Origin of the sequence: Streptomyces sp. GbtcB6 (genome assembly GCF_019091475.1) — a bacterium.
Lineage (GTDB): Bacteria > Actinomycetota > Actinomycetes > Streptomycetales > Streptomycetaceae > Streptomyces > Streptomyces hyaluromycini.
The window spans coordinates 30,608-53,359 of sequence record NZ_JAGXJL010000055.1 but is presented as its reverse complement, the minus strand read 5'-3'; the positions used below and the strand labels follow the sequence as shown (position 1 = coordinate 53,359).

The window sequence follows — 22,752 nt, the reverse complement described above, 5'->3', positions numbered from 1 at the left end:
GTGGGAGGCCAGGAGACAGATGCCCGCCGCCTGCTCGCCGACCGCCCCGTCCCGCTTGAGCGGGGAGGGGCCGAGCGCCGGGTCGATGTGCGCCTGGAACCAGGCCTCCTCCCGCCCCGTCCGCCGCGGCGGGGTGCCCCGGGAGATCCGGCGCGGCGGCGCCACGGTGCCGCCCGGCGCGGTGGCCACGACCCGGACGCCCACCCCGGCGTACTCGAAGGCGAGCGAGGCGGTCAGCGCGTTGATGCCGCCCTTGGCCGCCGAGTACGGGACGCGGTGGATGCCCCGGGTGGCCGCGGAGGAGACATTGACGATCACGCCCCGGCCCCGCCCGGCCATCGCGGGCAGCACCGCACGGCAGCACCACAGCGTCGTCAGCAGCGAACGGGTGAGTTCCGCCTCGATCTCGGCGGCCGAGAACTCGGTGAACGGCTTGAAGTTGATCGCGCCGCCCACGTTGTTCACCAGCACATCGATCCGGCCGTGCCGCTCCAGCGCGGCCGCGGCCGCGGCTTCCGCGCCCGCGTACGTCTCCAGGTCGGCGGTGACGGCGTGCGCGGCCAGCTCCGCGGCCGCCTCGCGCACCAGCTCCGACCGGTCCACCAGCGTCAGCGCCGCGCCCTCCGCGGCCAGCCGCCCGGCGACCGCGAGCCCGATGCCCTGTGCCGCCCCGGTGACCACCACCGCCCGGCCCGCGAACCGCTCCGGGTGCACGCTCACGCCGCCTCCGCCGTGTCGTGCGGGACGGCCGGGGTGAACTTCTCGTAGTGGAAGCCCGCAGGGGTCACGCCCAGGGAACCGATGTGCGCGCGGACCGCCTCGACCATGGGCGGCGGCCCGCACAGATAGACGTCCGCGTCACCGTCGTACAGGGCCGGCCTGTCCAGCAGACCGGTCACGAAACCCGTGTTGCGCGCGGTGCTCGCAGGATCGGCCACGCAGTGGTCGAAGGTGAAGCCCCCGACGGTGTCCGCGAACGCCTCCAGCGTGTCCAGGTGCACGAGGTCCTGGTCGCTCGTCACGCCGTACAGCAGCCGGACCGGCTGTCCGGCCGGCCGCCGGGCCAGCTGCTCCAGCATCGACAGCAGCGGAGCCAGGCCGGTGCCGCCCGCCAGCAGCAGCGCGGGACGGGTGAGTTCGCGAAGGTAGAAACAGCCCATCGGGCCGGTCAGCTCCAGCCGGTCGCCGATCCGGGCGCGCTCGGTGAGATACCCGGAAATGGCGCCGCCCGGCACGATGCGCACCAGGAAGGACAGCAGGCGCCGGCCCGGTCCCGAACTCATGGAGTACGAGCGGGTGTGGCCGGTCCCCGGCACCGCGATGTTGACGTACTGGCCGGGCAGGAACTCCAGGTTCTCCCGGTCGTCGGCGTCGAGCGTGAACTCGACGGTGCTGGGGGAGTGGCGGCGGATCCCGGCGAGCGTGGCCGCGAACGTGGCCGGGCCTGTCTTCGCCGCGGCCGAGGAGGAGTTGATGCGCAGGACGAGATCACTGCGCGGGGTCATCTGGCAGGGCAGGCAGTAGCCCCGCGCGGCCTCGTCGTCGGTGAGCGCCTCGTCGATGTAGTCGCCGCCGTCGTAACGGCCCGACTCGCACAGGGACTTGCAGGTGCCGCAGGCGCCGTCCCGGCAGTCCAGCGGAATGTTGATCCGGGCCTTGTACGACGCCTCCGCGACGGTCTCGTCCGGACGGCACTCGACGAACCGGGTGATGCCGTCCTCGAAGTTCAGGGCGACCTGGAAGGACATGCGGGAGCTCACTTCCGGGAGTTCAGACGTGGTAGATGTCGACGACGTGGTGCACGTAGTCGTTCTTCAGGACGACCTTCTTGCGGGCGATCAGCGGGTCGGGCCCCGAGAGGTCCAGCGTGTAGAACGACGTGCCGAAGTACGTGTCGACGGTGTGGTAGCGGTAGTAGAGGGTGAACCAGTTGAAGCGGACGTCCACCGAGTCACCGTTCCCGCCGGTGACTTCGACGTTGGTGATGTTGTGGCCGGTGCGCGGCTCGGGCAGGCTCGTGGCGCTGGAGCGGTCGGTGCGGATCCGGAAGACGCGGTCCTCCAGGCCCGCCCGGCTGGGGTAGTAGACGAGGGAGATCTCGCGCTGCGGGTCGGCCGTGAGCTCGTCGTCGTCCGCCCAGGCCGGCATCCAGAACTCGGCGTCCGGGCGGTAGCACTCCAGCCACTTCTCGAACTCGCGGTCGTCCAGGTAGCGGGCCTCGCGATAGAGGAACTGCCGGATGGTCTCCAGTGTCAACTCGTCGAGAGCGGTCGTCACTTCGCCGCCTCCAGGGCCTCGCGGAGGGTGTTCAGCCAGTAGCCGTGCTGGATCGGGTAGAGCCCCTCGTCCTCGGTGCGCACGCCGCTGGCGACCGGGTTGATGCCGATCTTCCTGGCGTCCTCGTCGGGGCCGTCGATCCGGTGCACGGCACCCCGGCTCAGGTCGTTCCAGGGCATCGACCCGGCCAGGTACGTCTTCTGGCAGGAGCGGAACTCCTCCAGGTCGTCCGGGGTGGCCATGCCGGTGGCGTTGAAGAAGTCCTCGTACTGGCGGATCCGGCGCGCCCGGTCCTCGGCCGGCTCGCCCTTGGGCGCGATGCAGTAGATCGTCACCTCGGTCCGGTCGACGGAGAGTGGCCGGAAGTGCCGTATCTGCGAGCTGAACTGGTCCATCAGATACACGTTCGGGTACAGGCACAGGTTCCTGGACACGCCGATCATCCAGTCGGCCTTGTCCGCGCCGAACTCGGCCGCCAGTTCGTCGCGCCTGCCGTAGAGCGGCCGGTTCGTGGGGTCCAGCCACTTCGTCCACAGCAGCAGATGCCCGTGGTCGAAGGAGTAGAAGCCGCCCTTCTGCCTGGACCAGCCGCCCGCGTCCATCGTCCTGGTGTCGTTCCTCGACTCGCCCGAGGTGCGGCGGGCCTGGGTGGCCGCGTAGTTCCAGTGGGTGGCGGAGACGTGGTAGCCGTCGGCGCCGTTCTCCGCCTGCAGCTTCCAGTTGCCGTCGTAGTGGTACGTCGACGAGCCGCGCAGCACCTCCAGGCCCTCCGGCGACTGGTCGACGACCATGTCGATGACGACCGCCGCGTCCCCGAGGTGCTCGCGCAGCGGCTTGACGTCCGGGCTGAGCGAACCGAACAGGAATCCGCGGTAGCTCTCGAAGCGGGCGACCTTCTTCAGATCGTGCGACCCGTCGGTGTCGAACTGCTCCGGATAGCCCGCCTCGCGCGGGTCCTTCACCTTCAGGAGCCTGCCCGCGTTGCTGAACGTCCAGCCGTGGAACGGGCAGGTGAAGGTGGTGCGGTTGTCGGTCTTCCGGCGGCACAGCATGGCCCCGCGATGGCTGCACGCGTTGATCAGGCAGTGCAGCTCCCCCTGCTTGTCGCGGGAGACGACGACGGGCTGGCGGCCGATGTACGTCGTGAAATAGTCCCCGGTCTCCGGGATCTGGCTCTCGTGCGCGAGATAGACCCAATTCCCCTCGAAGATGTGCCGCATCTCCAGCTCGAAGAGCTCCTCGTCGGTGAAGACACTGCGCCGGACGCGGTACACGCCGCTGTCCGGGTCCTCCACGAGAGCGTCGTCGAGGATGTTCCGCGCCCGGCTGAAGTCCTCGGCCATGATCCCGCCCCTTTCCCTCCGCACAGGCCGCCCCGCGTTCAGGTGCCTGCTGCCGTCCCTTTTCAGCACCATGTCAGCGCGGTGAAGAGTCGGCCCCGGACATTCCCCCAGGGTTGACCCAGGGGGGTACTGATATCGCGCACGTCTTAATAAGGTCGAATCAAGTATTTGTGCAGTATGGGAATGGCTCTCTACGCTGAACGCATTCGAGGGCCCCGAAGAGGAGAGGGGCAGCCCGATGGAACTCAGGCACCTCCGGTATTTCACGGTCGTCGCCGAGACCCGGCATTTCGGAAAGGCCGCGGAACGCCTGCACATGGCCCAGCCGCCGCTCTCCCAGGCGATCCGCCGCCTGGAGTCGGAACTGGGCGTGGAGCTGCTCACCCGCACCACCCGGCAGGTCGCCCTGACCGGCGCCGGCGAGGTGTTCCGCAGGGACGCGGAGCACATCCTCAAGGCCGTCGACGAGGCCGTGGCACGGGTGGGCCGCTTCTCCGCGGGCGTCGAGGGGGTGCTCCGGGTCGGCCTGACCGGCTCCGCCTCGTACCGCCAGCTGCCCGCCCTGGCACGGCTGCTGAAAAGGGAGTTGCCGCACGTGAGAATGGAGGTGCACACCGAGATGCTGACCCCCGCCCAGGAGGCCGGGCTGATCGAGCGCCGCCTCGACGTCGGCGTGCTGCGCCCGCCCGTCCGGCAGGAGGGCATCGTCCACCGCGCCCTCGCCGACGAACCGCTCCTGGTCGCCGTACCCGCCGAGCACTGGCTCGCCGAGGCCGACCTCGTACGCATCGAGCAGCTCCGCCACGAGGACTTCATCATGTACGGCGCCACGCTCGGCTCCGTCGTCAACGACGCCGTCGTCCGCAGCTGCCTCGCCTCCGGGTACTACCCGCACTGCGCCTACGAGGTCACCGAGACCTCCGCCGCCCTCGCCCTGGTCGCCGCCGGGCTGGGCATCGCCGTCCTGCCCGACTCGGTCCGCTCGGCACCCCGCGAGGGCGTCCTGTGCAAGGACATCGAGGACGCACTCTCCGTACCGCTGGTCCTCGCCTGGCGGGAGGACGACGAATCCCCGCTGCTGCACAACCTCCTCACGGTGCTGGAGCGGAACGACATGTTCCTCGACGGACCCGACGGACCCGACGGACCCGACGGACCCGACGGACCCGACGGACCCGACGGACAAGAAGGACGCCAAGGACCTGAACGTCGCGCAGGTCGCGAAGGAGTGGCATGAAGATCGTCCGGGTGGAGGCCATCCCCTTCGCCATCCCCTACGCGAAACCGATGAGGTTCGCCAGCGGCGAGGTGCACACCGCCGACCACGTCCTGGTCCGGGTGCACACCGACGACGGCCTGACCGGCACCGCCGAGGCACCTCCGAGGCCCTACACCTACGGCGAGACCCAGGAGTCGATCGTCGCCGTCATCGACAAGATCTTCGCCCCGCAGATCCTGGGCCTCACCGCCCTGGAACGGGAGGTCGTCCACGCCCGCCTGGACCGGACCGTCGGCAACCCCACCGCGAAGGCCGCCCTCGACATGGCCCTGTGGGACGTCCTCGGCCAGGCCGCCGGCATGCCGGTCTCGGGTCTCCTCGGCGGCTACACCGACCGGATGCGGGTCAGCCACATGGTCGGCTTCGCCCCGGCGGCGGAGATGGTCGCGGAGGCGGAGCGCATCCGGGACACCTACGGCATCACCACTTTCAAGGTGAAGGTGGGACGCCAGCCCTACACCGACGACGTCGCCGCCTGCCGCGCCCTGCGCGAGGCCCTCGGTCCGGACGTCGACCTGTACATCGACGGCAACCGCGGCTGGACCGCCTCCCAGTCGGCGCGCGCCCTGCGCGAGATGGCCGGCCTGGACCTCGCCTTCGCCGAGGAACTCTGCCCCGCCGACGACGTACTGGGCCGCCGCTGGCTCGTCGCACAGAGCCCGATCCCCTTCATCGCCGACGAGAGCGCCACCCGGGCCGCCGAGGTGACGCGTGAACTCCTCGGCGGCTCCGCCACCGCGATCAGCGTCAAGACCGCCCGCACCGGCTTCACCGCCTCCCAGCGCGTGCTGCACGAGTGCGAGGGCCTCGGCGTGGAGGTGGTGATGGGCAATCAGATCGACGGCCAGATCGGCACCTTGTGCACGGTCGCCTTCGGCGCCGCGCACCGCTCCTCCGCACGCCACCCCGGCGAGCTCTCCAACTTCCTCGACATGACCGACGACCTCCTCACCGAGCCGCTGACCATCGAGAACGGCACCCTGCGCAGCCGCGAGGGCGCCGGACTCGGCATCGACATCGACCCCGAGAAGCTGGCGCGCTACCGCCAGGACCGCTGACTCTTGAATTCCAGGGACGGGAAGACCATGACCGACACAGTCACCGAGCAGAGCGCCACCGCGGCCGCGTCCGGAGCCGCCGCCACCGAGCAGTTCCGCAGCAAGCAGCGCGCCGGCGCGGCCGACGCCGACACCCGGCGCGTCGACACGCTGGTGACCGAACTCCTCAGCGCCGCCCACGACATCATCCGCCGCCACCACCTCAGCTACGCCGAGTACGACGCCCTGAAGTCCTGGCTCATCAAGGTCGGCGAGGACGGCGAGTGGCCGCTCTTCCTCGACGTGTGGCTGGAACACGTCGTCGAGGAGGTCGCCAACGAGGACCGCGAGGGCAGCAAGGGCACGATCGAGGGCCCCTACTACGTCCCCGACGCCCCGGCCCTGCCCGCTGACGCCACGCTGCCCATGCGCGCGGACGAGGCCGGCACCCCGCTCCTCTTCCAGGGCCGGGTGACGAGCGTGGACGGGACCCCGCTGGCCGGCGCGGCCGTGGAGATCTGGCACGCGGACGACGACGGCTACTACTCGCAGTTCGCCCCGAGCCTGCCCGAATGGAACCTGCGCGGCACGGTCACCGCCGACGACACCGGCCGCTTCCGGATCCACACGGTCCAGCCGGCGCCCTACCAGATCCCCACCGACGGCTCCTGCGGGCGCCTCATCGCCGCCGCGGGCTGGCACGCCTGGCGCCCCGCCCACCTGCACCTGAAGGTCTCCGCGCCCGGCCACCGACTGATCACCACCCAGCTGTACTTCCAGGGCGACGAACACGTGGCCGACGACATCGCCTCCGCGGTCAAGCCCGAACTGATCCTCGACCCGGGCCCGGCGGTGAGCGGCACCGGCCGCGAGGTGACCTACGACTTCGTGCTCGACAAGGGGTGACGCGCGGTGCTCTTCGCGGTACGGATGGACGTCTCGATCCCGCGCGACCTCGACCCCGAGGTCCGCGCGGACCTGGTGGCCCGTGAGCAGGCCTACTGCCAGGATCTGCAGAAGTCGGGGGAGTGGCGGCACATCTGGCGGTGCGTGGGACAGTACGCCAACATCAGCGTCTTCGACGTCGCCGACAACGAGGCCCTCCACCGACTTCTCTGGAACCTGCCGCTCTTCCCGTACCTGACCATCGAAGTCACGCCCCTGGCCCAGCACCCCTCGGACCTGGCGGCCGGCTGAGGGCCTGTGTCACGGCAGTGGTTCGTCGAGATCCCCGGCGTTCTCGTCGTCCTGGCCGCTCACCGTCGTCTCGGCCGCTCCCTCGGGCAGCAGGAAGGCGGTGAGGGCGGCCGTGTCGTCCTGCAGCTGGTCGTGGCTGTAGGCCAGCAGGTCCTGGTGGAGCCGTTCCAGCAGCTCCGGGGGCGGCATGGGACCCCATGAACGCAGCCGCTGGAGCAGGGGGTAGAAGGAGCCGGCCGGGTCCCGGGTCTCCGTGACGCCGTCCGTGTACAGCAGCAGCTGGTCGCCGGGGCCGAAGGGGTAGACCTCGACTCGGTAGGGATCCCCGACGAGCATGCCGAGGTTCAGCGGTGGTCCGGACTGCCCCCGGTCCAGTTCGCGCACCTCACCCGGGCGGATGAGCAGCGGCGGCGGGTGGCCGCAGTTGACGATGTGGACGACCCTCTCGGCCTCGGGGACCTCGGCGAAGACGGCCGTGACGAACCGCTCGCCGAGCTCGGTCCCGCCCAGCCGGTCGGCCCGCCGCGTCATGCTGATGTCCACCCGCTCCACCAGGGCACGCAGGTCCGGTTCGTCGTGCGCGGCCTCCCGGAACGCGCCCAGCATCGCCGCCGCGGTCTCCACCGCGAGCAGCCCCTTGCCGCGCACGTCACCGATGAGCAGCCGTACCCCGTACGCGGTGGGGACGGCCTCGAAGAGGTCGCCGCCGATGCGTGCCTCCGCGGCGGCGGACAGGTAGAAGCTCTCCAGCAGCAGGTTCCCGATCCGGTGCGGGACCGGTCTGAGCAGGACGCGTTGCGCGATCTCGGCGACGAACCGGACGTCGGCCAGGGTGCGTTCCCGGCGGGTCCGGTGAGCCGCCAGGATCGTACCCAGAGCGCCCACCAGGGCCGTACACGCATAGGCTGCCACGTAGTGGCGTTCCCAGAGGTAGCCGACCGAGCGTCCCGCACAGCACGGGGTTCCGGCCAGTAAAAGTTCGAGGCCGATGGCGAAGACGGCGGCGCAGGCGACGACGACCGGCGGGTGCGCGAAGGCGGTCACCAGGGGCAGCGCGATCAGTGCGAAGCTCACCGGCCACTCCACGGGAGTGATCGGTTCGAGCAGCAGCACGCCGGCGACGTACAGGACGGGAAGCCAACGCATCCACGCGGGGGGAGCGGGGGGTGCGGGCAGTGATGGGTTGTGACCGTCGTGCCTCACCCGGGACTCCTGGCATACGAATCTCGACAAGACACCAAGCCTCCCGGGCCGTTGCCCCGAACACCGGTGATTGCTCCACTCAGCGGCATGTTCCGGCGCCCGCAGCAGCATTCGCGCCAAGTGTCGAAACATTCGGGATTTTCCTGCCGGTTAATGGATCTTATCTCTGCTCTCCTTCGGTCGATTCGATCACTGATTCGTCTGTTGAGTGCCCGAGCTGGGGAGATGGCTGATCCAGCGATTCGAAGGTTTCGAAATAATCACCGAAACTGTTGACAGGTGACATGGGCAGACCAAAACTCCCCACCAGGCCACACCCGCACAGGCCACACAAGGAGGCATCCCATGAACCCGCTCGACCACACCCTGAGCCGAAGGAGCGCCGGCGCCCTGCTGCTGGGCGCAGCCGCCGGGCTGGCCCTGCCCGGCACCGCCCGGGCCGCCACGGTCGTCACCACGAACCAGACCGGCACCAACAACGGCTACTACTACTCGTTCTGGACCGACGCGCAGGGCACGGTCTCCATGACCCTCGGCTCCGGCGGCAACTACAGCACCAGCTGGAGCAACACCGGCAACTTCGTCTGCGGCAAGGGCTGGAGCACCGGCGCCCGCCGGAACGTCACCTACTCGGGCGGCTTCAGCCCCTCCGGCAACGGCTACCTGTCCCTCTACGGCTGGACCTCGAACCCGCTCGTCGAGTACTACATCGTCGACAACTGGGGTACCTACCGGCCCACCGGCACGTACAAGGGCAGCGTCACCAGCGACGGCGGCACCTACGACATCTACCTGACGACGCGGTACAACGCCCCGTCCGTCGAAGGCACCAAGACCTTCAACCAGTACTGGAGCGTCCGCCAGGCCAAGCGGACCGGTGGCACCATCACCACCGGCAACCACTTCGACGCCTGGGCCAGGGCCGGCATGTCCCTCGGCAGCTTCAGCTACTACCAGATCCTCGCGACCGAGGGCTACCAGAGCAGCGGCAGCTCCAACATCACGGTCGCCTGATGAGCGCGGCAGCGGAGCCCTCGTCACGTCCCCTGATCGCTACCGCCGCCGCGGTCGCGCTGGCCGCCGCGGGCACCCTCGCCGTCGGCGCCGTCCCCGCCGACGCCGCCACCTGTACCGGCTACGTCGGCCTCACCTTCGACGACGGGCCGTCCACCGCCCACACCCCGGGCCTGCTCGGCGCCCTCGGGGCGAACGGACTGCGGGCCACCATGTTCAACGAGGGCCAGTACGCGGCCGCCTACCCGGCCCAGGTCAGGGCCCAGGTCAGCGCGGGCATGTGGGTCGGGAACCACAGCTACACCCATCCGCACCTGACCCAGGAGACGCAGGCGCAGATCGACTCGGAGATCTCCCGCACCCAGTCGGCGATCGCCGCTGCCGGCGGCGGGACACCGGTCCTGTTCCGGCCGCCGTACGGCGAGACCAACGCGACCGTGCGGGCGGTCGAGGCCAAGTACGGGCTCACCGAGATCATCTGGGACGTCGACTCGCAGGACTGGAACGGCGCGAGCACCGACGCGATCGTGCAGGCCGTCTCCCGGCTCACCGGCGGCCAGATCATCCTCATGCACGAGTGGCCGGCCAACACCCTGGCCGCGATCCCGCGCATCGCACAGACCCTCGCGGCCAAGGGGCTGTGCTCCGGGCGGATCTCCCCGCAGACCGGCCGGGCGGTCGCGCCCTGAGAGCCGACGGCACGAGTGGCCATGATCGGCCACGAGCGGCGCGGCGGTGTCCGTCAACCGCCGCGCCCCTCTCATGACTTCGGATGAACGGGAATCTTCCGTCCGGTCCGCGTCGGTAGGTTCGTCGCCGTGGACTACTACGACCTGGGCAGTCACAGCCGTCGCGTGACGACGTCGTCCCCCGAGGCGCAGACCTGGTTCGACCGGGGGCTGAACTGGACCTATGCCTTCAACCACGAGGAAGCCGTCCGCTGTTTCGAGGCGGCCGGCGCGGCGGACCCGGACTGCGCCATGGCCGACTGGGGCGTGGCCTACGCCCTCGGCCCCAACTACAACAAACCCTGGGAGTTCTTCGACCAGGAGGACCTGGCGCACACGGTGGAGCGGACGCACGCCGCCGTGGAACGCGCCCACGCCAAGGCCGCGCACGCGACCCCCGTCGAACGCGCCCTGATCGAGGCGCTGCGCGCCCGCTACCCGCAGGCCGCGGCCCCCGACGCGGCGGCCTGCTCGGTGTGGAACACCGCCTACGCCGACAGCATGCGCACCGCGTACGAACTGGCGCCCGACGACCTCGACGTCGCGACCCTCCACGCCGACGCCCTGATGAACCTCACCCCCTGGCAGCTCTGGGACATCCGCAGCGGCCGTCCGGCCGAAGGCGCCCGCACCGAGGAGGCGCGGGCCGTCCTGGAGCGGGGCCTCGGGGCCGAGGCGGGCACCCGGCACCCAGGGGTGCTGCACCTCTACATCCACCTGATGGAGATGTCGCCCACGCCCGAGACCGCCCTGCCGGTCGCCGACCTGCTGCGCGACCTCGTGCCCGACGCCGGGCACCTCCAGCACATGCCCTCGCACCTGGAAGTCCTCTGCGGCGACTACCGGCGCGTCGTCTCGGACAACGCCGCGGCCGTCGCCGCCGACGAGAAGTACCACGCCCGCGCCGGCGCGATGAACTTCTACACCCTCTACCGCTGCCACAACCTGCACTTCAGGATCTACGGCGCGATGTTCATGGGCCGCCTCCAGGACGCCCTCGCCACGGCCGAACAGCTCGAAGCGGCCGTACCGGAAGAACTGCTGCGTGTGCAGAGCCCGCCGATGGCCGACTGGCTGGAGGGCTTCCTGGCCATGCGGGTGCACGTCCTGGTCCGCTTCGGCCGCTGGGACGACATCCTGCGCCTGCCACTGCCCGCCGACCCCCGGCTGTACTGCGTGACCACCGCGATGCTGCACTACGCGCGCGGTGTCGCCCACGCGGCCACGGGCCGGATCCCGGAAGCCGAGACCGACCGGGCCCGCTTCCGGGACGCGGTCGCCGCGGTCCCGGAGACCCGCATGCTGTTCAACAACACCTGCACGGACATCCTGGAGATCGCCTCCGCCATGCTCGACGGCGAACTCGCCTACCGCAAAGGCGACTTCGACACGGCCTTCACCGCCCTGCGCCGCTCCGTCGACCTGGACGACAACCTCCCGTACGACGAACCCTGGGGCTGGATGCAGCCCACCCGGCACGCCTACGGCGCCCTGCTTCTCGAGCGCGGCCGGATCGCCGAGGCCGAGGCGGTCTACCGCGCCGACCTCGGCCTGGACGACACCCTGCCCCGGCCGTTGCAGCACCCCGGCAACGTCTGGGCCCTGCACGGCTTCCACGAGTGCCTCCGGCGGCTCGGCAGGGACGGCGAGGCGCGGATCGTGGGCCAGCAGCTGAAGCTTGCCGTCGCTAACGCGGACGTGCCGATCAGGGCCTCCTGCTTCTGCCGTGCGGAGTGCTGCGGAACGTACTGAACGCCGCGGTCTGCCGTCGTTCGTCCGCGGCGCCGTTGTGGCTGGTCGCGCAGTTCCCCGCGCCCCTTGCGGGGCGGTGATCTTCGGGGCGCTGTCAGAGTGCCCGTGCCACCAGTAGTGCCACGTCGTCGTGGTCGTCGGGGTGGCGCAGGCCGTGAAGGAGGAGGTCGCAGGTCTCCTCCAGGGGGCGGTGGGGCTCGTCGAGGAAGCCGAGGAGGACGTCGAGGCGGTCGTCGATGGGGTGGCGGCGGGTCTCGACCAGGCCGTCGGTGTACAGCACCAGCAGGTCACCCGCGTCGAGGCCGACGGTCGTGGTCTCGAAGGGAATGCCGCCGACGCCGAGCGGGGCGGCCGTCGGCAGCTCCAGCAGGGCCGGCGGCCGGCCGGAGTGCACCAGTGCGGGCGGCATGTGGCCCGCGTTGGCGATCTCGCAGCTCCTGGTGTGCGGGTCGTACACCGCGTACAGGCAGGTGACGATGTAGTGCTCCAGATCGCAGGTGATCCGGTCCAGATGCCGGAGCACCGCGGCCGGGGGCAGCTCCAGGTCCGCGTAGGCGCAGGTGGCGGTGCGCAGCCGGCCCATGGTGGCGGCCGCGTCGATGCCGTTGCCCATCACGTCGCCGACGACCAGCGCGGTCCTGTCCTGCGACAGCGGGATCACGTCGTACCAGTCGCCGCCCACCTCGCTGGTCGCCTGGGCCGGCTCGTAGCGGGAGGCCAGTTCCAGACCGGTGTGCACGGGCGGATGGTCGGGCAGCAGGCTGCGCTGGAGGGTGAGGGCGGTGTTGCGGACGCTCTGGAACCAGCGGGCGTTGTCGATGGCCACCGCCGCCCGGCCCGCCAGCTCGGTGGCGAGGACGACGTCGTCCTCGTCGAAGGGGAGCGGATTGCTGGTCCGTTTGAGGTCGAGGGCGCCCAGCACCTCGCCGTGCGCGATCAGCGGCACCACGAGATACGAGTGGACGCCCGCCTGCTCCAGCAGGGCGCCGGCCTCCGGGCTGCGCGCGATGCGCGGCAGATCGTGCTTGCCCACTCGCGGCACCAGCACCGGGCGGGCGGTGTGCACGCACAGCGTGACCAGCCGGTCGCCGTCATAGGCGGCGAGGTCACCGGGCGGGTCGGCGGCCCGCAGGGCGACCGTGGGATGGGCCGCCTCGAGGGCGAGGGCGCGGAAGAGCTCCGGGCCGTTGTCCGGGCGGCGCGAACGGCGCAGGGCGAGTGCCGCGTCCAGCACGTCCACCGCGACCACGTCCGCGAGCACCGGGGTGGCGATCTCGGCCAGCTCGTGCGCCGTGCGCTCCACCTCCAGCGAGGTGCCCACCCGCGCCGAGGCGTCGGCGATCAGGGCGAGGCGGCGCCGGGCCCGGTCGGCCTCGGCGGCCGCGCGATGCCGTTCCGTCACGTCGACGACCGAGATCGCGGCGCCCAGGACCCGGCCGCCGGGATCCTCCAGCCGGTAGAACGACAGCGACCAGGCATGCTCGTGCTCCGGATCGGCCGGCGGACGGCCCACGTGGTACTGGTCGAGCAGCGGCGTGCCCGTGGTGAGCACCTGGCGCAGCGCCGACTCCACGGTGTCTATGTCCGGCAGCGGCAGCGTCTCCCGCAGGTGACGCCCGATGTGTTCCTCGGCGGGAACGCCGTCGATCCGCTCCAGCGCCGGGTTCACAAGGAGATAGCGCAGCTCCGGGTCGAGCAGGGCCAGGCCGATCGGGGACTGGCTGATCAGCCGCTCGCACAGCGCCAGGTCGGTCTCCACCCGCTGCAGCAGGGTGTGGTCGGCGACGATGCCCAGGGCATAGACGTCGCCGAGATCGTCCAGCAGCCGCATGGTGCGGAACTCCATCAGCCGGCTGCTGCCGTCCTTGTGCCGGACCGGGAAGGCGCCGGCCCAGCTGTGCCCGGTCTCCAGCACCTCCGTGAAGACTTTCACCGCGGCCTTCAGATGCTCCGGGTGAACGAGCAGTCGCGCCGCGTTCTTGCAGAGGGCCTCCTCGGACGTGTAGCCGAAGAGCTCCTCGGCCTGGGGGGTCCAGAACACGATCCGGCCCTGCGAGTCCAGCGCCACCGCGGCCACGCTCAGCACGTCCAGCAGACTGGTCGTACGCGGTCTGCCGGGACCGTCGGCGTCACCGGACCGCAGGGAATCCATTGCCATCCCTCAACCACCTCCACCGGCCGCCGGACCGATGCCGATGTCACGGCCCTTCCATGCTGCCCCCGCCCGCGCCTCGCCCCAACTCCAGACCGGGTACCCCGGACCGCGCAGGACCTCACCCGGCGCGTCCACCTGCCCCTCCCGGTACCGCGCGGGGCCATGCGCAACGGGTGGACAAGCAGGAACATAGGGGTACGTACAGGATGTAGCCAATGGATTCTCCGCAAGAAGACCGAGAAGACTTCGACGTGCCGACCACCGCGGGGCCGCACGACCTTCTGGACGCCTCCAGCGACGCTGCGGCGGTGCTGTCGGCCGAGGGCGACGTGATCGGCTGGACCCGTGGCGCCGAGACCCTGCTCGGCCATCGGGCCGCCGCGGTGCTGGGCCGCCCCGCGGCGCGGCTGCTCGCCATGCGCGTCGACCCGGCCCGTGCCGCCGGTGTCGCCGAGCGCTGCCGCTCCGGCATGGGATGGAGCGGGCTCGTCCCGGTACGGCACCACGACGGCCGCAGTGTCGTCGTCGACCTGCGGGTCTCCGCGTCCTTCCGGATCGCCGGCGAGGAGTGCTTCCTGCTGTCGGCGCGGGAACAGCGCCCGCAGTGGACGGTGGGCCAGTCCGTCCTCGACGGGTTCCTCACCCGCTCACCGATCGGCATGGCCGTGATGGACCTGGAGCTGCGGTACGTCTGGCTGAACGACACCCTGGAGCAGTTCGGCGGCGTCCCGCGCGAGCAGCGCCTGGGCCGTCGGCTGAGCGAACTGCTGCCCGGGCTGCAGGGGACCACCATTGAGGGCCTGATGCGCAAGGTGCTGACGACCCGGGAGCCGGTCACCGACTACGAGTACCTCGGCTGGAGCTGGTCCGACCCGCACCGCCAGCGTGCCTACTCGACGTCGTTCTTCCCCCTCGTCGACCCCGACGACTCCGTCACCGGCGTCTGCTACATGGTCTCGGACGTCACCGAACGCTGGAACGCCCGCCAGTTGCTGTCACTGGTCAACGAGGCCGGCACCCGCATCGGCACCACCCTCGACGTGCTGCGCACCGCCCAGGAGCTGGCCGACTTCGCCGTTCCCCGCTTCGCCGACTTCGTCATCGTCGACCTCCTGGAACCCGTTCTCAGCGCCGAGGGACACGGCAGCCGGCCGAACGGCGCGGGCCCGGCGCCCGCCCGGCCGGTGATGCGGCGCGCCGCGCTGCGGACCGTCCGCGAGGGCAGCCCCGAGGCCGTGGCGCGGATCGGTGACCAGGTCGACTTCCTGCCCCCGCCGCACGGCGTCGGCCTGCTCATCAACGGCGAGCCGGTCCTCATCCCCGAACTCGACGCCGAGGACCACCAGTGGGTCACCCACCAGCCCGCGCGGACGGCCCGCATCCGGGAGTTCGGACTGCACACCCTCATCTCGGTTCCGATGCGGGCGCGCAACACCGTCCTGGGTCTCACCACGTTCGCCCGCTCGCTCAACCCGGTCTCCTTCGGCCCCGACGACGTCCTGCTCGCCCAGGAACTGGTCGCCCGCGCCGCGCTCTGCGTCGACAACGCCCGTCGCTACACCAGGGAGCACACGGCGGCCGTCACCCTCCAGCGCAGCCTGCTGCCGCAGGTTCTGACCGGCGGCACGGCCCTGGACGTGGCCTCCTACTACCTGCCGGCGGACGCGACGGACGGCGTCGGGGGCGACTGGTTCGACGTGATCCCGCTGTCCGGTGCCCGGGTCGGCCTGGTCGTCGGCGACGTGGTCGGCCACGGTCTCACCGCGGCGGCGAGCATGGGCCGGCTGCGCACCGCCGTGCAGACCCTCGCCGACATGGATATGCCCCCCGACGAACTCCTCGCCCACCTGGACGACCTCGTGCTGCGGCTGGGCGAGGAGGAGAACGCGGGCGCGGTGGCGGAGGGCAGCGCGGACACGTTCGTCGGGGCGACCTGCCTGTACGCCGTCTACGATCCGGTGACCCGGCGGTGCGCGATGGCCCGGGCCGGACACCCACCGCCGGTCGTCGTCTCACCCGACGGGCACGTCCACTTTCCCGAGATCCCCGCCGGACCGCCGCTCGGGCTCGGCGGCATGGCCTTCGAGGCCACCGAGATCGAACTCGCCGAGGGCAGTCTGTTCGGCCTCTACACCGACGGCCTCATCGAAGGCGCCGACCAGGACGTCGAGCTGGGCATGGCCCGCCTCCGGGGCGCGCTGGCCAGCCCCGGTGCCGACCTCGACACGCTGTGCACGTCGGCCGTGCACCAGCTGCTCCCCGTTCCCCAGCCCGACGACATCGCCCTGCTGCTGGCCCGCACCCACGCCCTGGGCGCCGGCCACGTCGTCTCCTGGGACGTGCCCGTCGACCCGGCCGCCGTCGCCGACGTCCGGGCCGAGGCGGTACGCCAGGTGACCGCGTGGGGCTACGACGAGCTGGCGACGACCACCGAACTCATCGTCAGCGAACTGGTCACCAACGCCATCCGCTACGCCGAACCCCCCATCCGGCTACGGCTGTTGCGCGACTCCCGGCTGACCTGCGAGGTCGCCGACGCCAGCAGCACCGCACCCCGGCTGCGGCACGCCCGCAGCACCGACGAGGGCGGCCGCGGCCTCTTCCTGGTCGCCCAGCTCGCCCATCGCTGGGGCGCCCGCTACACCGGAGAAGGCAAGATCATCTGGGCCGAGCAGGAGATCCCCGGGGTGTGACCGGTGCGTCCGGACCGCCCGCGTGCCCTGTCGAATTCGCACGTATGGCCGTACACTGTCAATTCATAAGGATTCGGCAGCAATTGGGGGAGCCGCCATGTCCGGGGACGTGTACGGTCCGCACCAGGAACCGCCCAATCAGGGGCCGCCGAGCCACGGCCTTCCGAACCAGGGCTTCCCGAATCAGGGCTTTCCGAACCAGGGTTTCGCGGGCCCGGGTTACCCGGATCCGGGTTCCTTCGTGCCGCCCATGCCGTCGGGTCCGCCGCCCGCACCGCCGGACGCCCTGCGCGCCACCGCCGTGGCCCTGCTCAACCTGAGCGGCCTCGGCCTCGGCTACCTGCTCCTGCGAAGATGGATCCCGGCGGCCGCGTGTCTGGCGGCCACTGTCGTCCTGCTGCTCGTGGCCCTGCCCGCGGACGCCGACGGCGTGTCCGGAGCCGCGCTCGCCCTGTACGCCGTGTTCCTCCTGCTGGCCGCCGTCCACGGCTGGTTCGCCGGCCTGCGCACCCGCCTGGTGTGGCCGGGACAGCGGCCCGTCGCGCTCGTGCTGGGCATCGCCCTGCTCGCGGTCCCTGTCGGCGGTGCGCTCTGGTACGACAGCGCACAGAACGAAGCCGTCGAACGCGCCCTCCTCGCCCGCCTCGACCGCGCCGACCAACAGGTCAGCGCGGCCGGCCGGCAGGACTTCGCCACCGCCAAGTCCGGCTACCGGGACGCCCTGGCCGTCTACCGCGACCTCGCCGTCCACCACTCGGGCTCCCGCGCCGCCGCCCAGGTCCCCGACCGCCTGAAGACCTACTACACGACGGTCGCGGCGGCCTACAGCCACCGCGACTACTGCTCGGCCGTCGAACCGCTCCAGTTCCTGCGGACGGTGCCCGACTCCATGCCGAAGGACCAGCTCGGCACGCTCGCCCACTGGCCCGACGACCGGCTGGCCACCTCGCTGTACGAGTGCGGTGCGGGCGGCCTCGCCGAAGGCGGGACCGGCTGGGTCACCCAGTTCGGCGACCTGCTGAGCACCTTCCCCGACTCCAGCCAGGCCGCCAAGGTGGTACCCGCCGTGGACGCGGCCGAGAAGAAGGCCGCCAAGGCCGTCTCCGGCAAGGCCCCCTGCACCGCCGTCACGCGGTTGCACACGCTGAACACCCAGATCATCCAGCTGTCGAACGGGACGGCCGCACAGGCCGACAAGCTGACCGCGGTCGCCGGCCGGGCCGACCGCAGCGGTGACTCGGGGGAGTTCGAGTGCGGCGTCAAGCAGTACAAGGACGGTGACTTCGAGCAGGCGCAGCAGACCATGCAGCAGTTCGCCACCGACAACCCGCACCACAGGAACCTCGCCCGGGCCCGGAAGATAGCCATCGGCGCCGAGGTCGCCCAGACCCTCCCGGCCGCCGGCAAGAAGCTGCCCACCACCGCCTCCGGCGGCGGCATCCCCGTGACCGTCAAGAACGACAGTCCCGACGACATCACCGTCCTGTACACGGGCCCGGTCACCGGCAGCTTCACCCTGAAGGCGTGCGGCAGTTGCAAGGCGTACTCGTTCGCCAGCTCGCTCATCAGCGGCTGGGAGCCGTGCAGCGACAGCGGCAAGAACTACCCGCAGCGCACGATCAGCCTGCCGCCCGGCACCACGTACTTCGTGCACAAGCCGAAGAACGACAGCACCGCCACCCCGGGCTCCGACACCGCCAAACTGCGCTACGGCTACATCTACACGGAGTGCGCCTACACGACGCAGTCGCTGGGGTCCAGTTACTGAGCGCGGTGGGAGGCTGTCGGCGGGGCCAACTAAGCTCCCGCGCATGAACGACGAGGGCAGAGACAACCCCGCGAGACGGGTTGTCGACGGGCGGTTCGAGCTGGCGGCACGGCTCGGTGGCGGCGGCATGGGCATGGTGTGGCGGGCCACCGACCTGGTGCTGCACCGCAGCGTGGCCGTGAAGGAGGTCAGGCCGTCCGACCCCGGGCTCGCCGAGTGGGACCCGGAGGCCGCTCGGCTGCTGCGGGAACGGGTGCTGCGGGAGGCCCGCGCTCTGGCCCGGCTCGACCACCCGAACGTGGTGACGATCCATCACATCGTCGACGGCGGCCCCGGGACCTACCCGTGGATCGTCATGGAACTCGTGACCGGCGGCTCGCTGGCCGACCGCCTCGCCGCCGGCCCGATGAACCCGGTCGAGGCCGCGCGCATCGGCCGCGAGGTGCTGGCCGCGCTCCGCGCCGCCCACGAGGCGGGGATCGAACACCGCGACGTGAAACCGGCCAACGTCCTGCTGCGCCCCGACGGCCGCCCCGTGCTCACCGACTTCGGCATCGCCGCCGTCCGCGAGGCCACCGCCCTCACCGCCACCGGGTCGGTCATCGGCACACCCGACTACATGGCGCCGGAGCGCGTCTCCGGCAAGGACGGCGGGCCGGCCGCGGACCTGTGGTCCCTCGCGATGATGCTGTACGTCGCCGTCGAAGGCCACCATCCGCTGCGCCGTGGCACGACCCTCGCCACGCTCGCCGCGGTCCTCGGCGAGGACGTTCCGCCACCGGTCCGGGCCGGGGTCCTGACGGACGTCCTCACCCGCGTCCTCGTCCGCGACCCGGCGGCCCGCCCCGACGCCGCCGAACTGGAGCGGATGCTGGCCCGAGCCGCCCGCCAGACCGACTCCCCGACGTCCTTCCCCCTGCAACCCCCGTCCGTACCACCGCAGGACGCCCCATCACAGGACGTCCTGCCCCCGGACACCTCGCCGCAGGACGCGCCGCCCCAGGCCGCCGTACCGCAGGACACCGCGCCCACGTCCCCCGGCCTCGCCCCGCGCCGCCGCCGGCCCCTGCTCCTCCTGCTGCCCACGGCCGCGGTGGCCGTCGCCGGCGCGCTGGTGTGGACGCACCTGCCGGACACCGGCAGCCACACCTCCGGTTCCACGGACTCCGGCACCGCGCCCGCGACGATATCGCCCTCGGCCGGGAGCACCGCCTCGCCCACCGCCTCGCGGACGGCCGCCGGCACCGACCTGCTGACCCCGCAGGGCATCCGCACCGCCGCCGCGGCCTTCGAGAAAGGGACCGGCCGGGACCGGTTCGGCAAGTTCGCGGTGTACCCCGACTACGTCATCGCCTGGTTGATGGTGAAGGGCAGCGACACCGCCTACGACATGTACACCTACCGCCCCGGCCAGGGCGTGCAGAAGGACGCCATCAAGGGCACCCTGCCCAGCACCGGGACGCCCGTCCGCCTCGACGGCTTCGACTGGGACAAGGTCCCATCGCTGCTGGCCCAGGCCCGGAAGCAGCTCAAGGTGCCCCACCCGACCAGCCGTTACCTGCTGGTGGACCTGCCGGGCAACGCCTTCGGCGACCCCGCGGGGATGTCCGTCTACCTCAGCAACGAATACAGCCAGGGCGGGTACCTCCAGACGGACACGAAGGGCAAGGTCGTCAGGGTGATGCCGTACGACGGCTGAGCGGACTCACCCGCCCGGAGCGGTCGTCGAACCCGACGGGGACCACTCCGCGGTGTCGATCGGGGACCAGCCGCTCGGCTTCGCGTCCAGCCGCTCCATCCGGCGCCCGCGCCGGGCCTCCAGCACCTCCGGGTCGAGAGGCGTGGTGAAGACGTTGTCGACCAGGGTGTACTCGCCGGCGAGCCGCCCGACGGCCGGCAGCGCGGCGGTGTCGATGCGTCCGCGCTCCAGGTACAGGTCGTCCCGGACGTGGAACCGTACGACCCTGCCCCACACCACGTGGTCGACCCCGTCGTCGCCGACCGGAATGATGCGGTCGACCACGCACTCGAAGGAGATCGGCGCCTCCTTGACCCGGGGCGCGCTCACCACGACGGACGCTTCCTTCGCCAGACCGAGCGTCTCGAACTCGTCGACTCCCGGCTCGTACTCGAACGCGGACGCGTGCAGGGCGTCGGCCTGCGGCAGGGTCGCCATGTTGGTGACGAACTGCCCGGTGTCACGGATGTTGAGGTAGGTGTCCTTCAGGGTCGTCCCGTCCGCGAGCGGCTGCAGCGTGAGCGAGACCATGGGCGGCCTGCGGCCGACGACCGTGAAGAAGGAGACGGGCGCGAGGTTGGCGATGCCCTCGCGGGACACCGTGCTCACCCAGGCGACGGCGCGCGGAATGATGCTGCCGATCAGCAGTTTGTAGGCGTGCGTGGCGTCCAGTTCTGCCGCATCGATGATCATCGGAGACCTCCCTCGGTTGCGCCGCCGTACCGCGGATGCCAGTCCCTTCTGTGAAATATGCGTAAGCATTTTGCTTATGCCGAAATGGGGTGATCAGGAAATGGTCCGGACCGGCGTTCCGGCCTTCCACGCCGCGATGTCCTCGACCGCGTCCCGGTAGAACACCTCGTACAGATCGCGGCTGACATAGCCGATGTGAGGGGTCACCACGGCGTTCGGCAGGGAACGCAGCGGGTGGTCGGACGGCAGGGGCTCGCGATCGAAGACGTCCAGTGCCGCCGAGGCGATACTCCCCTCGGTCAATGCCCTGATCAGCGCCGCCTCCTCCACCACGGGCCCGCGTGAGGTGTTCACCAGGATCGCCGTCGGCTTCATGAGGCCCAGTTCGCGGGCACCGACCAGGCCCCGGGTGCGCTCGCTGAGCACGACGTGAATGCTCAGCACGTCGGAGCGCTCGAACAACTCGTCCCGTGCAACGTAGGTCACTCCCTTCGCCCGCGCATCCGCACGCGTCAGGTGCTGGCTCCAGGCGATGCACCGCATGCCGAAGGCGTGCCCCACTTCCGTCACCGCGGTCCCCAGCCGGCCGAGGCCCAGCACCCCCAGCGTGGCGCCCCGCAGGCTCGTTCCCAGGCCCTCCTGCCAGCCGCCCCTGCGCACCGAGTCCACCTGCTGCGGGATCAGGCGCGCCGCGGAGAGGATGAGCCCCCAGGTGAGCTCGGCCGTCGGGTACGAGAAATACCCGGTACCGCAGACCGTGATCCCCAGCCGGCGTGCGGCGTCCACGTCGATCGCCGCGTTGACCGGCCCGGTCGTGACCAGCAGCTTCAGGCGCGGCAGCTTGCCCAGGGTCGACGACGGAAAGGGAGTGCGCTCGCGCATGGCCACGACCACCTCGTGGTCGGCGAGCGCGGCGACGACCTCGCCTTCGCTCTCGAAGGCATCCCTGAAGACATGCACGTCGGCGCCGAGCGAATCCCAGTCCGCCAGGCTCAGTGCCACGCCCTGATAGTCGTCCAGGATCGCGATCCTCATGGTGCGCATTCCTCTCGCTCTCGGCTCCGGTGCTCAGGCTGGCACCTGGGCCGTGCCCGGAGCATCCCGTGCGGCACGTGGTCCGCGGGTCAGGCCGCGCCGATGCCGGTCATGCCGGAGACGGTCAGGCCGGATGACATGGCCGAACTGTCCATGGTTGCGTCGTCCAGCCTATGGCCTGGAACGATCACCTCGAACGATGCGTCAGCCGACGTCCTGCAGCAGCAGATGCCTCCCGCTGAGCGGGCCGTCAAGCTGCATCAGCCGCCCACCGTCCCGCAGACCGCCGAGGTCCAGGGCCGCGAACCCGAACGAGCCCAGCACATCGGCCACGGCTGCCTTCGCATCGGCATCGTCACCCGCGTAGAAGACGACCTGCCGGCCCTCGGCGTGCCGGGGGTCCGCGGCGATGAACGGAGCGAACAGGGTGTTGAGCGCCTTCACGACCCGGGCGCCGGGAAGATGCCGGGCGACCCACTCGCTGCCCGTCAGGTCACCGACGTCGTACCGGCCACGCCAGGGGCCGGCCGCGGCGAACTGGTTGGTCGTGTCGACGACGATCTTCCCGGCCCAGGCGATGAGGCCGGTCAGCTCCGGCACGGCGAAGAACGGCACCGCGAGAAACACGAGCTCCGGTTGCGCGGCCTCCTCGGCCGTCCCCGCGCGGGCCGTCGGCCCCAGCCGGCTCACGAGGGCCTGGAGGGACGCCGGGCCGCGGCTGTTGCCGATGACCACCTCATGGCCGTGCCGGACGGCCTGGCCGGCGACCGCCTGGCCCACCTCGCCCGCGCCGAGTACACCGATGATGCTGTTCATGGCCATGATGCTCTTCCTCCGTCG

Annotated in this window: 18 protein-coding genes and 1 pseudogene; 10 read left to right on the top strand and 9 right to left on the bottom strand. The window is 71.0% G+C overall.

Annotated elements, in window-relative coordinates:
• The 4 genes from KVT45_RS46030 to benA all read right to left on the bottom strand — a co-directional run.
• A partial coding sequence (locus tag KVT45_RS46030) for a 1,6-dihydroxycyclohexa-2,4-diene-1-carboxylate dehydrogenase (RefSeq protein ID WP_217555881.1) occupies positions 1 to 720 on the bottom strand: 720 nt, incomplete at its 3' end.
• Positions 717 to 1,760 carry a benzoate 1,2-dioxygenase electron transfer component BenC gene (benC, locus tag KVT45_RS46025; RefSeq protein ID WP_308311069.1) on the bottom strand — a complete coding sequence of 348 codons (1,044 nt, stop codon included), beginning with the start codon at positions 1,758 to 1,760 and terminating at the stop codon, positions 717 to 719. The genes KVT45_RS46030 and benC, both read right to left, overlap by 4 nt.
• 10 nt (positions 1,761 to 1,770) lie before the next feature.
• Positions 1,771 to 2,277, bottom strand: a complete 507-nt coding sequence (benB, locus tag KVT45_RS46020) for a benzoate 1,2-dioxygenase small subunit (protein ID WP_217555879.1) — start codon at positions 2,275 to 2,277, stop codon at positions 1,771 to 1,773.
• The gene (gene benA / locus KVT45_RS46015; protein ID WP_217555871.1) at positions 2,274 to 3,620 is read right to left on the bottom strand and encodes a benzoate 1,2-dioxygenase large subunit; all 1,347 of its coding nucleotides are present in this window, start codon (positions 3,618 to 3,620) and stop codon (positions 2,274 to 2,276) included. Before benA ends, benB begins: the two co-directional genes overlap by 4 nt.
• A 238-nt stretch (positions 3,621 to 3,858) precedes the next feature.
• Here benA and KVT45_RS46010 point away from each other — a divergent pair, with 238 nt between their 5' ends.
• Genes KVT45_RS46010 through catC form a run of 4 tightly spaced genes read left to right on the top strand, consistent with a single transcriptional unit; the run spans position 3,859 to position 7,133 of the window.
• Positions 3,859 to 4,857 carry a LysR substrate-binding domain-containing protein gene (locus KVT45_RS46010; RefSeq protein ID WP_217555869.1) on the top strand — a complete coding sequence of 333 codons (999 nt, stop codon included), beginning with the start codon at positions 3,859 to 3,861 and terminating at the stop codon, positions 4,855 to 4,857.
• Entirely contained in the window at positions 4,854 to 5,957 is a 1,104-nt protein-coding gene (locus KVT45_RS46005) for a mandelate racemase/muconate lactonizing enzyme family protein (protein WP_217555867.1), read from the top strand. Before KVT45_RS46010 ends, KVT45_RS46005 begins: the two co-directional genes overlap by 4 nt.
• A gap of 27 nt (positions 5,958 to 5,984) precedes the next feature.
• The gene (gene catA, locus KVT45_RS46000) at positions 5,985 to 6,842 is read left to right on the top strand and encodes a catechol 1,2-dioxygenase (RefSeq protein ID WP_217555865.1); all 858 of its coding nucleotides are present in this window, start codon (positions 5,985 to 5,987) and stop codon (positions 6,840 to 6,842) included.
• Positions 6,843 to 6,848: 6 nt separating this feature from the next.
• Positions 6,849 to 7,133, top strand: coding sequence for a muconolactone Delta-isomerase (catC, locus tag KVT45_RS45995; protein ID WP_308311068.1), 285 nt, complete (start codon positions 6,849 to 6,851; stop codon positions 7,131 to 7,133).
• Between the two features lie 9 nt (positions 7,134 to 7,142).
• Here catC and KVT45_RS45990 read toward each other — a convergent pair whose 3' ends face one another.
• Positions 7,143 to 8,279, bottom strand: a complete 1,137-nt coding sequence (locus KVT45_RS45990) for a PP2C family protein-serine/threonine phosphatase (RefSeq protein WP_217555864.1) — start codon at positions 8,277 to 8,279, stop codon at positions 7,143 to 7,145.
• A 402-nt stretch (positions 8,280 to 8,681) separates the two neighbouring features.
• Here KVT45_RS45990 and KVT45_RS45985 point away from each other — a divergent pair, with 402 nt between their 5' ends.
• The 3 genes and pseudogenes from KVT45_RS45985 to KVT45_RS45975 all read left to right on the top strand — a co-directional run bounded on the left by KVT45_RS45985 (position 8,682) and on the right by KVT45_RS45975 (position 11,830).
• Positions 8,682 to 9,350 carry a glycoside hydrolase family 11 protein gene (locus KVT45_RS45985; protein ID WP_217555863.1) on the top strand — a complete coding sequence of 223 codons (669 nt, stop codon included), beginning with the start codon at positions 8,682 to 8,684 and terminating at the stop codon, positions 9,348 to 9,350.
• A pseudogene (locus tag KVT45_RS45980) lies at positions 9,350 to 10,036 on the top strand (polysaccharide deacetylase family protein); the annotation flags it as partial. The gene KVT45_RS45985 and the pseudogene KVT45_RS45980, both read left to right, overlap by 1 nt.
• Positions 10,037 to 10,168: 132 nt before the next feature.
• Complete coding sequence (locus tag KVT45_RS45975; protein WP_217555855.1) at positions 10,169 to 11,830, top strand: hypothetical protein; 1,662 nt, start codon at positions 10,169 to 10,171, stop codon at positions 11,828 to 11,830.
• Between the two features lie 94 nt (positions 11,831 to 11,924).
• Here the strand turns inward: KVT45_RS45975 and KVT45_RS45970 are convergent, their stop codons facing one another.
• Positions 11,925 to 13,988, bottom strand: coding sequence for a SpoIIE family protein phosphatase (locus tag KVT45_RS45970; RefSeq protein ID WP_217555853.1), 2,064 nt, complete (start codon positions 13,986 to 13,988; stop codon positions 11,925 to 11,927).
• 212 nt (positions 13,989 to 14,200) lie between these two features.
• On the opposite strand from KVT45_RS45970, the gene KVT45_RS45965 reads away from it, so the two are divergent.
• From KVT45_RS45965 to KVT45_RS45955, 3 genes are all read left to right on the top strand, one after another.
• Positions 14,201 to 16,678 (top strand): SpoIIE family protein phosphatase, encoded by a 2,478-nt coding sequence (locus tag KVT45_RS45965; protein WP_217555851.1) that lies wholly within the window; start codon positions 14,201 to 14,203, stop codon positions 16,676 to 16,678.
• Positions 16,679 to 16,928: 250 nt separating this feature from the next.
• A complete protein-coding gene (locus tag KVT45_RS45960) occupies positions 16,929 to 18,446 on the top strand; it encodes a DUF308 domain-containing protein (protein WP_217555886.1) in 1,518 nt (505 codons plus the stop codon).
• Positions 18,447 to 18,489: 43 nt separating this feature from the next.
• A complete protein-coding gene (locus tag KVT45_RS45955) occupies positions 18,490 to 20,145 on the top strand; it encodes a serine/threonine-protein kinase (RefSeq protein WP_217555849.1) in 1,656 nt (551 codons plus the stop codon).
• Between the two features lie 6 nt (positions 20,146 to 20,151).
• Here KVT45_RS45955 and KVT45_RS45950 read toward each other — a convergent pair whose 3' ends face one another.
• The 3 genes from KVT45_RS45950 to KVT45_RS45940 form a co-directional block, all read right to left on the bottom strand.
• Positions 20,152 to 20,877: a flavin reductase family protein gene (locus tag KVT45_RS45950; protein ID WP_217555847.1), complete on the bottom strand. Its 726-nt coding sequence runs from the start codon at positions 20,875 to 20,877 to the stop codon at positions 20,152 to 20,154.
• A 93-nt stretch (positions 20,878 to 20,970) separates the two neighbouring features.
• Positions 20,971 to 21,912, bottom strand: coding sequence for a D-2-hydroxyacid dehydrogenase family protein (locus KVT45_RS45945; RefSeq protein WP_217555846.1), 942 nt, complete (start codon positions 21,910 to 21,912; stop codon positions 20,971 to 20,973).
• Between the two features lie 204 nt (positions 21,913 to 22,116).
• On the bottom strand, positions 22,117 to 22,734 hold the full coding sequence (locus tag KVT45_RS45940) for an NAD(P)-binding domain-containing protein (RefSeq protein WP_308311067.1): 618 nt from the start codon (positions 22,732 to 22,734) through the stop codon (positions 22,117 to 22,119).
• Positions 22,735 to 22,752: the final 18 nt, after the last annotated feature.